Annotated in this window: 14 protein-coding genes; 6 read left to right on the plus strand and 8 right to left on the minus strand. The window is 46.3% G+C overall.

What is annotated here, in order from left to right; all coding sequences use genetic code 11:
- The first annotated feature begins 14 nt into the window (after nt 1-14).
- From ACM67B_RS10070 to ACM67B_RS10085, 4 genes are all read left to right on the plus strand, one after another.
- Complete coding sequence (locus ACM67B_RS10070; protein ID WP_416189500.1) at nt 15-1,892, plus strand: HsdM family class I SAM-dependent methyltransferase; 1,878 nt, start codon at nt 15-17, stop codon at nt 1,890-1,892.
- Between the two features lie 50 nt (nt 1,893-1,942).
- A complete protein-coding gene (locus ACM67B_RS10075) occupies nt 1,943-2,545 on the plus strand; it encodes a restriction endonuclease subunit S (RefSeq protein ID WP_416189501.1) in 603 nt (200 codons plus the stop codon).
- Nucleotides 2,546-2,861: 316 nt separating this feature from the next.
- Nucleotides 2,862-3,008 carry a hypothetical protein gene (locus ACM67B_RS10080; RefSeq protein WP_416189502.1) on the plus strand — a complete coding sequence of 49 codons (147 nt, stop codon included), beginning with the start codon at nt 2,862-2,864 and terminating at the stop codon, nt 3,006-3,008.
- 217 nt (nt 3,009-3,225) lie between these two features.
- Entirely contained in the window at nt 3,226-3,840 is a 615-nt protein-coding gene (locus tag ACM67B_RS10085; RefSeq protein ID WP_416189503.1) for a uracil-DNA glycosylase family protein, read from the plus strand.
- A gap of 76 nt (nt 3,841-3,916) precedes the next feature.
- On the opposite strand, the gene ACM67B_RS10090 is transcribed toward ACM67B_RS10085, so the two are convergent.
- From ACM67B_RS10090 to ACM67B_RS10100, 3 genes are read right to left on the minus strand one after another with little or no spacing between them, the layout of a single operon-like run.
- Complete coding sequence (locus tag ACM67B_RS10090) at nt 3,917-4,924, minus strand: ArsA family ATPase (RefSeq protein ID WP_416189504.1); 1,008 nt, start codon at nt 4,922-4,924, stop codon at nt 3,917-3,919.
- Nucleotides 4,924-5,187, minus strand: coding sequence for a cory-CC-star protein (locus ACM67B_RS10095; RefSeq protein ID WP_095502758.1), 264 nt, complete (start codon nt 5,185-5,187; stop codon nt 4,924-4,926). Before ACM67B_RS10095 ends, ACM67B_RS10090 begins: the two co-directional genes overlap by 1 nt.
- Entirely contained in the window at nt 5,187-6,857 is a 1,671-nt protein-coding gene (locus ACM67B_RS10100) for a carbon starvation protein A (protein ID WP_416189505.1), read from the minus strand. The genes ACM67B_RS10095 and ACM67B_RS10100 overlap by 1 nt, the downstream gene beginning before the upstream one ends.
- 347 nt (nt 6,858-7,204) lie before the next feature.
- Between ACM67B_RS10100 and gltS the strand changes: the two genes are divergently transcribed.
- Nucleotides 7,205-8,425, plus strand: a complete 1,221-nt coding sequence (gene gltS, locus ACM67B_RS10105) for a sodium/glutamate symporter (RefSeq protein WP_416189506.1) — start codon at nt 7,205-7,207, stop codon at nt 8,423-8,425.
- Between the two features lie 134 nt (nt 8,426-8,559).
- Nucleotides 8,560-9,594, plus strand: a complete 1,035-nt coding sequence (locus tag ACM67B_RS10110) for a lysozyme inhibitor LprI family protein (RefSeq protein WP_416189507.1) — start codon at nt 8,560-8,562, stop codon at nt 9,592-9,594.
- Nucleotides 9,595-9,701: 107 nt separating this feature from the next.
- On the opposite strand, the gene ACM67B_RS10115 is transcribed toward ACM67B_RS10110, so the two are convergent.
- The 5 genes from ACM67B_RS10115 to ACM67B_RS10135 all read right to left on the minus strand — a co-directional run bounded on the left by ACM67B_RS10115 (nt 9,702) and on the right by ACM67B_RS10135 (nt 14,494).
- Entirely contained in the window at nt 9,702-10,352 is a 651-nt protein-coding gene (locus ACM67B_RS10115) for an ABC transporter ATP-binding protein (RefSeq protein WP_416189508.1), read from the minus strand.
- Complete coding sequence (locus ACM67B_RS10120) at nt 10,349-11,146, minus strand: ABC transporter permease (RefSeq protein WP_416189509.1); 798 nt, start codon at nt 11,144-11,146, stop codon at nt 10,349-10,351. Before ACM67B_RS10120 ends, ACM67B_RS10115 begins: the two co-directional genes overlap by 4 nt.
- Nucleotides 11,146-12,309, minus strand: a complete 1,164-nt coding sequence (gene ctrB, locus ACM67B_RS10125; RefSeq protein WP_416189510.1) for a capsule polysaccharide export protein CtrB — start codon at nt 12,307-12,309, stop codon at nt 11,146-11,148. Before ctrB ends, ACM67B_RS10120 begins: the two co-directional genes overlap by 1 nt.
- 14 nt (nt 12,310-12,323) lie before the next feature.
- Entirely contained in the window at nt 12,324-13,493 is a 1,170-nt protein-coding gene (locus tag ACM67B_RS10130; protein WP_416189511.1) for a polysaccharide biosynthesis/export family protein, read from the minus strand.
- Nucleotides 13,494-13,570: 77 nt separating this feature from the next.
- Nucleotides 13,571-14,494 (minus strand): CgeB family protein, encoded by a 924-nt coding sequence (locus tag ACM67B_RS10135; protein ID WP_416189512.1) that lies wholly within the window; start codon nt 14,492-14,494, stop codon nt 13,571-13,573.
- Nucleotides 14,495-14,502: the final 8 nt, after the last annotated feature.

Raw genomic sequence — 14,502 nt, forward strand, 5'->3', positions numbered from 1 at the left:
ATGCCAAATTGCTATTGCGCAGCCAAAAAAGCGGACAAGATTATCCTGTTTTGATCGAATACAAAGGTTATGCCAACAAATTGGTCAAATTGGATTCAGACGGCAATGTAGAAAACCGCAATTCCAAAAACGAGCCCATTTTCAAAAATATCAATGGTTATGCCGTGAATGGCGCAGTGCATTACGCCAATGCGATTTTGCATCATACTGCCTACACCGACATCATCGCCATTGGTGTAACAGGGCATCGTGATGAAAATACAGGTCAAATCCACACTCAAATTGGTGTCTATCACGTTGCCAAAAGCAATTTGGGTGCAGGTCAAAAAATCGGTGAATATACCGATTTGTCCTTTCTTGCACCTGAACATTTCAAAGATTTTATCGAGAAAGTGAAAACACTTTCACTTACCCCTGAAGAGCTGGATAAAATCAAGGCAAAACGAGAACAGGAAATTGATGTCAGCCTCAAACAGCTCAATAACGATATTTATCAAAATGAAAAAGGATTAGGCGAAAATGACCGCGTATATCTGGTGGCAGCGTCCATTATTGCCACCATTGGTATTGCAGGAAAAGTGGCACCGTTGGAGAAAGCAGATTTAAAATCATCCACCGAGAAAGACAATACTGACGGTGATATTTTAATCAGAAAAATCAAAGCTTTTTTGAGTGAGAAAAACCTGCCGGAAACCAAAAAAGACCTGATTGTCCGCACTTTATCCAACACGCTTTTAACCGACAACATCAATAAAGTGAAAGATGGGGAAAGCCAGCTTAAGCGCGTATTCGGTAAAATCGTTGATGATTTGGGGATTTACTACAAAATCGGATTAACCACTGATTTTACGGGTAAATTATTCAACGAAATGTATTCATGGCTGGGCTTCACCCAAGACAAACTCAACGATGTGGTGCTGACCCCCGCTTACGTTGCCACCTTGCTTGCCAAACTTGCACGCGTCAACAAAGACAGCTATGTGTGGGACTTCGCCACAGGTTCGGCAGGTCTGTTGGTTCCTGCCATGAATGAAATGCTGATTGATGCAAAAAACACCATCACATCACCCGAGGCCCTCCGTCTGAAAGAAGCTCAAATCAAAGCCGAAAAACTGCTTGGCCTGGAACTCTTGTCCAGCGTTTACATGCTGGCGATTTTGAACATGATTTTGATGGGTGATGGCAGTGCCAACATTTTAAACAAAGATTCCCTATCGGATTTTGACGGTAAATATGGTTTTGGTAAAACCGATGAAGCGTTCCCTGCGGATGCGTTTATCCTCAACCCGCCGTACTCCGCCAATGGCAACGGCATGGTGTTTGTGGAAAAAGCTTTGTGCATGATGCGAAAAGGTTACGCTGCCATCATCATTCAAAATTCCGCAGGTTCAGGCAGGGCAAAAGACATCAACCGCCGTATTTTGCAGAAAAATACCCTGATTGCCAGCATTAAAATGCCGATTGATTTGTTTATCGGCAAATCCAGCGTGCAAACCCACATTTACGTATTCAAAGTTGGTGAAAAACACGAAGCAGACGAAACCGTGAAATTCATTGATTTTTCCAATGACGGCTACACCCGCACCAACCGCAAAAAAGCCAGCAACAACCTGAAAGATACCGACAACGCGCGCGGGCGTTATGAAGAATTGGTGAAATTGGTGCGTTTCGGCAAAAACCAACTTAACATTTTCACCGAAAACGAGTACTACGAAGGCAATATTGACCCACAAAGTGGTGCAGATTGGAACCAATCCGCACCGATTGATACACGCCCAACCCTTGCCGATTTCAAAAAAACCGTTTCCGATTATTTGGCATGGGAAGTGTCGCAACTGCTCAAAAGGCAGTCTGAAAACGCTGAACATGCGGACGAATCCCTAAAAAAGTAGATGCCCGCTTAACCGAAATGTTGGCAACGGTTGAGCGGGGGGAGTTTAGATTGGGGGATTTATTTACAATCAATCCTACAAAATATTATCGTTTATCTAATGATGAAATTATATCTATAAAGGGAACAGTTCCATTGATTTCAAATTCCACCATAAATAATGGTGTGATGGGATTATCACATTTATCCGCAAATAATAAAGGGAACAGCATTACTTGTTCAGATACAACAGCAGGTGCAGAAACCATGTTTTATCAGGATAAAGATTTTATTGGCTATTCCCATATTCAACATTTTATCCCTAAATTGGAACGGTTTAATCGTGCGATTGCTTTTTTTGTGATTTCAGGTAGTCGTATTGCAACTAATCAACAATATAGTTATGGCGTTAAATTTAATCGTGCCGCAATGCGGAAAACTACAATTCAGCTTCCCATCAAAAATGGTCAATTAGACCTTGACTTTATGGAAAATTTCGTAGCCGAACTGGAAGCCTATCTTTCAGCCGCAGGACTGAAAGACTATGCCTTAACGGAGGCGGAACAAGCGGCATTGTTGGATTTGGAACAAGGTAAAGTTCCATTTAAACAATTTAAAGTTACCGATTTATTTCATGTTAAGAATACATTTAACATTTTATCTCGTGATATTTAGCCCAATAGCGGCTCTACACCATATGTGTGTGCCAGTCGTGAAAATAATACAGTCAGTACCTATATTTCTTATGACGAAAAAGTTAAAAATACGGGAAATTGTATTTTTATTGGCGGAAAAACTTTTGTTGTAACTTATCAGCCAAATGATTTTTTCTCTAATGATAGTCATAATCTGGCTTTGTATTTTAAGGGCGAATTTCCTTTATCTAAATTGCAAAACTTTTTTATGATTTCATGTTTGGAAAAAAGTTTAGGTAAAAAAATATTCTTGGGGAGACAGTATTAGTAATAAAAAAATTCAGGCTGATTATTTTATGCTACCTGAAAAAGACGGCAACCCTGATTATGAATACATGCAAACCTTGCTTGCTGCTGTGCAAAAAATCGTGATTAAAGATGTGGTGCAATATGCCGACCGCAAAATTGCCGCCACCAAAACAGTTATTCAAAAAACATCATGATTAAGTATTCAGACTGCTTGGTATTTCAGGCAGTCTGAAATGCTTTTCGCAAGGAAAATGAATATCGAAAAAAGATTTAATCCTCTGCACCACTTCAGACGGCCTTACGGATTATTAAAGAGCAGCAAGGTGCGGATGATATGACACAATTATTGTCTGATGAAAAATCAAACAGCAAATTTGTTTGGAGTCGTCTGAACATTGAAACATCGCTTGCTTGGATACGAAATTGAACACCGCTGATACCGAAACCCACCCCTTACCCCCATTTACTCCGCCCAATACCAAGCTGCTGATGCTCGGTTCTTTCCCACCACCACGTGCGCGTTGGAAAATGGATTTTTATTATCCAAATTTTCAAAACGATATGTGGCGGATTTTCGGCTTGGTGTTTTTTGAGGATGCGGATTACTTTATCGATGCGGCTACAGACGGAAAGCGGTTTAAAGAGGCGTTTATTCGTTCGTTTCTGGAAAGCAAGGGAATTGCGGTTTACGATACGGCATATCGGGTGCGGCGTTTGCAGGGCAATGCTTCGGATAAGTTTTTACAGGTAGTCGAGCCGGTAGATTTGGCGGCTTTACTGGAAAAGATGCCTTTGTGCGATACCATCATGACCACAGGCGAATTGGCGACGGATACTTTGTTGTCTTTGATGCCGTCTGAAACACCAAAGCCGAAAATCGGGGCGCATGTGGAAACGTGTTTTGCACAACGGGCGCTGCGGTTGTATCGTCTGCCTTCGTCTTCGCGGGCGTATCCGTTGGCGTTGGAAAAGAAAGCAGCGGCTTATCGGGCGTTTTTTGCGGAACTGGGTTTGCTGTCAGACTGAGCAGCAATCATGTTGAGTAAAGAAAAGGCCGTCTGAAACAATATTGTTTCAGACGGCCTTTTGATTTTAATCGGTTTTATAAACGCTCTTCACTCATGCGCCCATTGCTGCCGAATGTGGATAAGGCTTCTAGTCCACGCACATCGTTTGATTGCAAGGCGTAATGGTGCAGGTTGACTTGACTGAAATCGCGGCGGATTTGCTGCAAGATGTCTTGCTGCCGCTGGTAGCGTTGCTGCCAGAAATCATTATCGGCTTGGGATTGCGGCATGATTTGGTTGACGATGATGTGGCTGCACGGCAGCTTGAAATGATGCAGTTGCGCCAATGCGCGGCGGGTTTCGGCCAATGGCAGCATTTCGGGAGTCATCACCAAAATGATGGACGTATAAGCAGGGTCGGCGAGCAACTGGCCGGCATCGGCAAACAATTGGCGACGCTTTTCCAAGGTTTCGAGGGCTTTGTCCCAGCGTTGGTTGCGCGATTCGCTCAGCAAGGTGTTTTCCCGCTGAGTTTTCTGCCAAAAAGGTAAAGCAGCATCGCGCAGTTTTTGCTGCCGCCCTTGTTGTGACAACAAAGCATCCGTCCACGCGGCCATCATTTGCGGCAATTCAAGCAGACGCAGGGTGTGGCCGGTAGGCGCGGTATCGAACACAACGTGTTCATAGCCCATGATTTTGTGATGGGTGATGTATTTGCACAAGGCTTCGAGAATGGCGGCTTCTTCCGCGCCGGGCGAGCTTTTGGCGGCTTCGATATGCTGGCGCATTTTCTCAACCAGCTCGGGCTTGGTGTAGCCCGCCAACAATTCGCTGACTTGGGCGTAATGTTTGTCGGCAATTTGGTGTGGGTTGAGTTCCAGAGCGGCCAAATTGTCGGTCAATGGGCGGATGGTACCCGAGAGCGTGTATTGCAGCACATCGCCTAAGCTGTGCGCCGGATCAGTAGAAACCAGCAGCACTTTTTTGCCGCTTTCCGCCAAGCGTGTGGCCAATGCAGCGGCATGGGTGGTTTTGCCAACCCCACCTTTGCCGCCGACAAATAAAAGCGGCGTTGCCGCCGCTTGTTGCAATAATGTATCCATTAACAGCATCCGAATCGATCTAAAGGTGAATGCGGCATGCCCATACGCAAGTGCCAATCGTGGAATTCTTCCAGCAGTAGGGGCTGCAGCTCGAGCGTGTAAAACGTCATCGGATTGGGAATGCCGAGGCTTTCTGCGAAGATCATCAGCATAAACAAATCCTGTTCGTCACGATACGCCCGAGTGAGCGTTTGCCGGTAAGGTGCATGATAAAACTCTTGCAACCCTTCGGCAAACGCCTGCCATTTTTCATGCCAGCCCATTATACGCCTTTGCGTTTAGGCCATTCGCGTTTGAGCACGGAAACGCACTCCAGCGACACCAAAATCGAGCAAATCAGAATCACCACATCCAATACAACCAGCAGCCAGTTGGATTGATCGTAGAAGGTTTTCAGCTGCAATACCAAGGCCAAAATACTCATAATCAGCAAGAAGACCATCGGAATCAGCGTAAACCACACTTTGCGGCCGGCTTTCATCAATACCACAGTTACCACTAGCAAGGTCAAACCTGCCATCAATTGGTTAGTGGTACCGAACAACGGCCAAATCAGCATACCGCCGTCGCCTTTCAAACCACCCGCACCGAACGACAACAGCGCACAAGTGCCGACAGCCAATAATGTCGCTACCCAGCCTTTGCGGAAAGATTGGATTTGGTAAATGTCGCCCCACTCTTGGAAAATATAACGCTGCAAACGAACACCTGTATCCATGGTGGTACCGGCAAACAATGCCGCCATTACGGTCAGCATGGTAGCCGACAATTCAGGCGACAAGCCGATGCCTTCGTGCATAATCGCGGCACCACCATCGATAAACGCACCGATACCGCCCGCGCCGAATTTGGTGTACACCGCTTCCCAGTCACCCAAAGTGGCGAAACCGGCAGTGGCGGCCAAAATCGCAGCCAAAGCCAACATGCCTTCACCCATTGCGCCAAAGTAGCCGACAAAGCGCACATCCGGTTCACGGTTGATTTGTTTGGAAGTAGTACCGCTCGATACCAAACCGTGGAAGCCTGAAATCGCGCCACACGCAATGGTCACAAACAGAAGCGGCATGATTGGCGGGGTACCGGCCGGTACGTTTTCATTCACGGCAGGCGCCACGACATCTGGGCTTACCAAGAAAATCGCGGCATACATCACAAACAAGCCGACAAACAATTGCAGGCCGTTGATGTAGTCACGCGGTTGCAACAGCATCCATACCGGCAGCAACGAGGCAATCGCTGCGTAAACAAACAGGAAAATAATCCATACCGCATTGGCCGGCAAACCGAACATGGTTTCCGGCAACACAATCGGGAACATCGGGCCTAAGTAAATCAAGGTGTACAAAGCCACCACACCGATAATCGATACCCACAACAGGTTCATTTTAAAGCGGTAGATACATTGTCCGATCACAAACGCCACCACCAATGCGCCCCATACCGGCAACACAGAAGAAGGCGTTTTAATCATCATGCCCGCAATCACTACGGCAAACACTGCGTTCACCATCAGCAACAGCAGGAAAATCACAATCATAAACAGGCTGCGGGTACGCGCGTTTACGGCCGAGCCGGCAATGGTGCCGATGGATTGGCCTTTATTGCGCACACTTGCCCATACCGCTGCCATATCATGCACACCGGCCATAAAAATGGTGCCCAACACCACCCACACAAACGCCGGCAACCAGCCCCAAAACACGGCAATCGCAGGGCCTACAATCGGCGCCGCACCGGCTACCGATGTAAAATGGTGACCCCATAATACATATTTATTGGTCGGCACATAATCCACGCCATCATTTACTTCATGCGCCGGCGTGACAAAACTGTCATCCAATTTGAAGATTTTTTGTGAAATAAATTTTGAATAGAAGAAATAACCGCAAGCCATTAAGGCCAAGCCTATGATCAAGAGAAAAGATGCACTCATACGTTGCTCCTTATTGATTTTGTAATTGTATGTAACCCAATGACTATATATCACAAACCTTAATGCCCTGCATACATAAATTTACCTAATCATGCTTATTTTGGGATGGTTTTAGGCATATCTGAAACACTTTGCCCTTACCTTTCGGAAGCCCTATTCGTCCTTACTTCAACACTGCCGTATTAAACCCTGATTGTATTGAAAATAATTTCACCCGACCGAAATGCCCGCCCGTTGAGTGTAAATATGCGATGAAATCAAGCTTTGTTCTTTGACAAAATTTAACAGCTCCCCTAATATCGTCAATTATTCTTCATAAACCCCTTTTTTTATAGAGAGAAACTATTATGGAATGGGAATTTAACAGTTACTACACCCTGATTGCGGCAACCTTGGTGCTACTCTTGGGCAAATTTTTGGTGAAGAAAATCCGCATTCTGCGTGATTTCAATATCCCTGAGCCGGTTGCCGGCGGCTTGATTGCTGCTTTGGTGCTGTTTGTTTTGCACCAAATGTATGGTGTCAGCTTTAAATTTGAGAAACCCCTGCAAGATGCCTTCATGCTGATTTTCTTTGCGTCTATCGGCCTGAGTGCAGACTTCTCACGCTTAAAAGCGGGTGGTTTGCCACTGGTGATTTTCACGGTGGTCGTAGGTTTGTTTATTGTTGTGCAAAACGCTGTAGGCGTTGGCTTGGCGACTGTATTGGGCTTGGATCCGCTGATTGGCTTGATGACCGGTTCGGTAACTTTAACCGGTGGCCACGGTACTGCAGGTGCATGGGGCCCGACTTTTGAGAAAGAATATGGTGTCATGGGCGCGACTACCTTGGGTATGGCCGCTGCCACATTCGGCTTGGTGTTCGGTGGTTTGATTGGTGGTCCGGTTGCGCGCCGTCTGATTAACCGTCAAGGCCGCAAACCAATTTCTGCTGAAGAAATCTCAAACGAAAACACCAACGACAACAATGATGACATCTTTGAAAAAGCACACCGCCAACGCCTGATTACCGCAGACAATGCAGTGGAAACTTTGGCCATGTTCGCCGCGTGTTTGGCATTTGCTGAAATCATGGACAGCTACGACAAGCAATACCTGATTGATTTGCCGAAATTCGTATGGTGTTTGTTCTTCGGTGTGATTCTGCGTAACGTCTTGACCGGCGCATTCAAAGTCAACATGTTCGACCGCGCGATTGATGTATTCGGTAATGCTTCACTGTCCTTATTCTTGGCCATGGCGCTGCTGAATTTGAAACTGTGGGAATTGACCGGCATGGCAGGCCCGGTGGCGATTATTTTGGCCGTTCAAGTGGTGGTGATGATTCTGTATGCAACCTTCGTCACTTATGTGGTGATGGGGCGTGACTACGATGCGGCGGTATTATCTGCCGGCCACTGCGGCTTCGGTATGGGTGCAACCCCGACTGCAGTTGCCAATATGCAATCGATTACCCAAACCTTCGGCTCTTCGCACAAAGCATTCTTGATTGTGCCGATGGTGGGCGCATTCTTCGTCGATATTGTCAACGTGATTATTTTGTCGGGCTTCTTAAACTTCCTCAAATAATCAGTTAATCAACGAAAAAGCACTTGTAACATCTTACTTGTTACAAGTGCTTTTGTTATTATGCCGTCTGAAACATCAAAAATGCGTATGGCTGCCTTTAGCTAATCCGGTCCATACCCGTTAAGGAGAATATTATGTATCGAAAACTGCTGGCTTTAACGCTTGCCACCGGTTTATTGGCCGCTTGCGGCGACAAGCCCAACAAGCAGGACACCACCACTGAATTGGCCTGTACCGACCCTGCCGTGGTGCAAAACATCCGCAACAATATTCAAGACATCATCAAACAAGAAGCGCGCGCATTTGCTCGCAACGACAGCCGCCAATTTGTCGATGCCGATAAAATCATTGCCGCCGGCTCCCTGCTCGACATCAGCTTAGAAGATGCCCAAACCATACGCGAAGGCAACAAAACCCTGTGTAGCGCCGGTTTACGCATCATCATACCAACCGATATTGCTAACAGCGCCGCCGCCAACAGCCCGTTGATTTACGGCAGCACGAGCGTAGGCGAAATCATCGAACAAAAAATCATGGGCAGCCATCTCAGCTACTCAGGCAATAGTTTCACCACCCCCATCCGCTACATACCAAGCCAAACCGATGGCGTAAGTCTGGAAGACAATGTTGTGACGGCAACCGCTCAGACCTTATCTGCCGCCCTGCTGCCCTACGGCGTCAAAAGCATTGTGATGATTGACGGCCAAGCAGTCAGCAAAGAAGAAGCCATCCGCCTGAGCACAACCCAAACTTTCGACGAACCGCCGGAAGCCGACCCTGAAGATATTTTGGAAAATAATGCCGCCAGCCAATACGATGGCATCCCACAAGATTTAATCGGCTTGGATTCACACACCGAAATCATCAGCCCGACGACCGACGCGCCTGCTCAAGGCTCATCATTCTCCATAGATGATTTAGAAACCGCACGCGCACAAAACCGCCAAGCTGAAGCCGAAATCAACAGCCTTTGGAACAGCATGGAACGCGGGGTACAAAAAGGCATTCTGGATGAGCAGCGCAGCTGGATTCAAAGCAAATCACAAAACTGCCTGCGCGCTGCCGCACCAGCCGATAATCCGGCACAAGCCGAGTATCTGCAACTGCAATGCGACACCCGTATGACCCGCGAGCGCACCCAATACCTGCGCGGCTTTACTATTCACTAAATCCTAAAATCAACACAGGGCTTCTCTTTTCAGAAGCCCTGTCTTTAAACTATCCGACAAAATTGAAGGCCGTCTGAAATTTCAGACGGCCTTCGAATCACATGGCTTCATAGCGAAGCATTATAATACTGATAAGCTTCATCCATATTGTCAAATTGATATAACTTCCCGGCTTCCAACACCATGGCATTATCGCAATATTGCTTCATCGCGCTATGGCTGTGTGACACCAAAATAATCGAACGGTCTTTACGCTTTTCAAATAACTCATATTTACATTTAGCTGCAAAACGCGAATCACCCACCGCAATCACTTCATCAATCAGGTAGCAATCAAACTCCACCGCCAATGACAAGGCAAAAGCCAAACGCGCTTTCATACCCGAAGAATAACGTTTCACCGGCTCATACAAATATTGCCCCAGCTCCGAAAATTCTTCCGTAAATGCCTTCACATAATCGATATCGACATTATAAATCCGGCAGATAAACCGCAGATTATCCATCCCGGTCAAGCTGCCTTGAAACGCACCGGAAAACGCTAGCGGCCAAGAAATGCTCATGGTGCGCTTGATCTCACCCGAGGTAGGCGGCTCGACACCACTAATCAAACGGATCAAAGTCGACTTACCGGCACCATTACGCCCCAAAATCCCCACCTTCTCACCCTTTTGCAGCGAAAAGTTGATATCGTCCAACACCGTCCGCATACCGCCGCGCATTTGATACTGCTTGGAAACATGTTCAACCGAAATCATTGCGGCTCGACTCCTTTACTGAATTTACTGACCATCGCCAAGCCAAACAACAACAACACCAGATTGCACAATACGATATACCAAGGATGTTCATAGGTAATCACATCGCTGCCAAAATATCCGGCACGGAACATTTCTGTGCCATGTACCATCGGAATCATTAATGCATATTCTTGTACCTTGGGCGGCAAATTATGCACAAAAAAGAACGCGCCAGATAAAGGCATCATTACAAAAGTCAATGTGCTCCAAATCTTGCCAAACGGCTCGAAATTAAAGGCAATCGAACAAATCACCAAGCCCAAACCAATGGCAAAAAAAGCCATTAAAAGCCAAGCCATCAGCATATAAAACATATCTGACGGCATTTCAATCCAACCAATCGCGATCAATACCGCCATAATCGCAATTTGCGCAATGGTGGCCCCGGCAATTTCCAAAATCATGCGCGCCAAAATAGTATCGAGCACCCGCACATTGCGATGATAAAGCAAACTGGCATTGGAAGAAATCGCTCCGATGGCCCGACTCGACGCATTGCGCCACATCATCATCATCGGATAGCCGGTAATGGCAAATGCCACAATATTTAAGGTCGAATATTGATCTGCCCGAAAAAATTTCCACATCAAGACGATAAAGAATGTCATCAACAACGGCTCAACAAACAGCCATAAAAAGCCGATATTATTACGGCCGTAACGGGTAATAATTTCCCGCATCAACAGCGCGCCGATTACCCGCCTTTGAATGGCCAAAGATTCCCAAAATGATGTTTTATGCAAGGCTTTCATCAGTTTTTATGCTCACGAATGCTGGCAGTTAACAGACTCAAAATGCCATAGACCATCAAACCGATAATCAGAGTTGCCACAATGTTGTATAAGCGCTTAGGCTCATATGCCAAATCCGGCAGGCTCGGTTGCGAGATCACTTCCAAATACAGCTGCTGGCGGTCTGCTTCAACCTTGGCACTTTCCAAAGAAGTCATAGCGGCTGCCAACTGCTGCTCCGCCAATTGATTTTCCAAATATACACGCTGATACTCGGCAGCCTGGTTAGACAAAGAAGCATGCCCGCCCCCCGAAATAGCACGTAACTGCTGGTCAATTTCTTTGCGTAAACTCTGCTCACGCGCCTGCAAACCCGGAATCTGCGGATTCTCCGGTGTGACTGCTTTTACCTGATCAAGCTGGGTTTGAATCACAATCAATTCATCTTGCAGCTTAGAAACCAACCCCATTTGTACTTCCGATTGCGCTTTCAAATCAAAAACGCCATTGGCAATACGGTAATCAGTCAGATTCTGAGAGGCTTCCTTTACCCGCTCTGCCGCCGTTTTCACTACTTCTTCCGCATAGCGCACCGTATCAGCACGTGCACGATCGTTCAGCTGGTTAATCAATGCTTCACCTTGCTTTAACAAAGCCTCATTGATTTTCTTAGATTCCAGCGCATCAAAGGAAGTTACATTCAACGTGGAAATACCCGAAACCGTATCAAAATTGATCATCACCTGATTTTTATAGTATTGATAAAAGGCCTCTTCCTCGCCACGGAACCCAAACCCATTAAAGCGGCTGAACGCATCACCTTTGGTTTCATAAAACTCACGTACCGGCAAGATTTTACGCAGCTCATCCAAAGACGAGCGCGAACGCATATACTCCCCAACCGTGTAAATATCATCTTGCGCACGGCCAAAACCTGTGCCCTGCAAAATGGCACCCAGGCTATTGAGAGAAGATTGGCTTTTAGGCGAGCGCACCACAAAGCTCGATTGCGACGTAAAACGATCGGAAGCGAAGAAGCCGAAATACACCAACGAAATTGCCGTAGGAATAATCACCGTCACCCAAAATAAAGGGCTTAGCTTTTTAATCCAACTTTTCTTTTTCGGCTTTTTACTCTCGGCTTTGGTTTCAGTGGCAACTGCCACAGGAAGTTGCTCAGACATCTTACTTACCTACATTAATTAGTTAAATTATTGATACTGTTCACACCACTGGTGACCGGAGAGAACACAAACGACAAGAATTTCTGCACTTCAGCCAACGGCGCATTCGACACATACAATACATCTTTATTCTTGATAGGAAAGCGCTGCATAGAAAATAACGAATGCGCATCAGCCATATTCACACGATATACTGTCGGGATTTCCGCTTCACTGCCATAGCCTTGCGCAATCCATTTATCCTGACGCTCTGCCGGCAATTCCACCAATGGCGTATAACGGAACACAAACACCCCACGCGCATCGGAGCGGCGGTCTTGCAAACCGCCCATACGACCAATGGCTTCAGAAAGTGATAAGCCTTTGGCTGAAAAACCGATTTCCTGTGTTCGACCCACCGCACCCATAGACGTAAAAGTGTAGGGATTGGTAATCATCGTCACCACATCACCACGGCGCAACAAAATATTTTGCCGCGGATTGGCCACCAAATCTTCCAAAGCCACCGTGCGCACCACATTGCCACGTGTTAGCTGCACATTGGTATCCTGCACATTTGCTGTCGAACCACCTACCGCAGCCACCGCATCCAACACACGCTCACCCGCGGCGGTTAAAGGCATACGCACACTATTGCCTGCACGAATCACCGACACATTTGCCGCATTATTTTGCACCAAACGCACCATCACTTGCGGCTGATTGGCCATTTTCTTCAGACGGCCTTTGATAATTTCCTGAACCTGACCCGGCGTTTTACCGACCACCGAAATATCGCCAACAAATGGCACAGAAACCGTACCACGCGCCGTGACCAACTGCTCCGGCAGCTTGGTCTGCTGCGCACTGCCCGAACCCATCGACGAAATACCACCGCCAAACAATACCGCCGGCGGCGCTTCCCAAATCATAATATCCAATACATCACCAACGTTCAGCGTACCGGCCGAAGCATAGCCGTCACCAAACTGAGTGAATGACTGACTCACCTGAGCCTTATACAACGATTGTGCCACCTCATGATTGACATCAATCAACTCCACTTCAGGAATTTGAGTTTCAGACTGTTGGCCTAACGAGACAACTTTTTTTGCACTTGGGCCGGAGGAAGGTAATGCCCCGCACCCAACCAAAAGCATCCCAGTCATCAAAGCCAAAAAAGGCTTTCCAAACAGTTTATTCATATTCCCAGCCTTTAAAATAAAAAAACTTAACCATTATACTAAATTAAATATGCTCTATTTAAAAAAACCAGCATATATCAAAATACAACCGATTGTATTTTTTCTAAAAACTTCTGCCAAGTGAAGTTATTTAAAACAAAATCCGCCCCTGCCTTGGCCATTTCCAAATCTCTTTCAGACGGCCCGTATTTCAAACGCTCAAACAAAGCGACTGCCTCATCTTCATTATTTACGATATGGCAATAATCTTTAAACAATTTATCCATAGCCATTCCAGGTGTAGAAACCAAAATCCCACCGCAGGCCAAGATTTCCACCACCCGCCGTGAAAACATTGTGGGCGAATCTTCAATCGTGTTTACATTCAGCGACACGGCAAAGCGGCGGTAGATATCGGCGGTTTGGGCATAATCTAAAGCCGGCATGATTTTCAGGCCAAATTCCTGCTCAGGATAACGATAGTTATCTGATTTTCTGTCTGAATTACGGTCGAAAACCGTAACCGGCAAACCCGCCTTCAAAGCCGCAGAAAACAACATTTCTTGGCGCTCGCGACGCTTATCGTGGATATGCTTACTAAAACTGCCGACAAAATTCGCCTCCAATTGCCGGAAGTTAAACCCCTGATAGTTATGAATACGGGGCTGGACGGGAAACATCGCCACATCAACCGTAGTTGAGGCTGGCACAACCGCCCGATACCGCTCCACACAATTTTCATCCACAGTAAAAATATGGTCAAAATGCTTGGCAGAATTAATAAAGCGGTCGAAATGAACCGAATCTTCTTTATTCCAAAAAACCGTCGGAATGCCTTTTGACTTTGCTTTTTCTACCAATTTAATCAGTTTTTGATTATTACGCTCAGGATAATCAGGATAGGCAGCGATTTGAAATTTCCATCTATCCCGATAACCATTCCAAGCCGATTCTACAAATAAAATCGGCTTGTTTGCTTTACGCAACCACCACCAAGACTCTTGAAGATCAATATTCTCCAAGAGTAGAG

This window comes from Neisseria sp. CCUG17229 (assembly GCF_047839235.1).
Taxonomy (GTDB): Bacteria; Pseudomonadota; Gammaproteobacteria; order Burkholderiales; family Neisseriaceae; genus Neisseria; species Neisseria brasiliensis.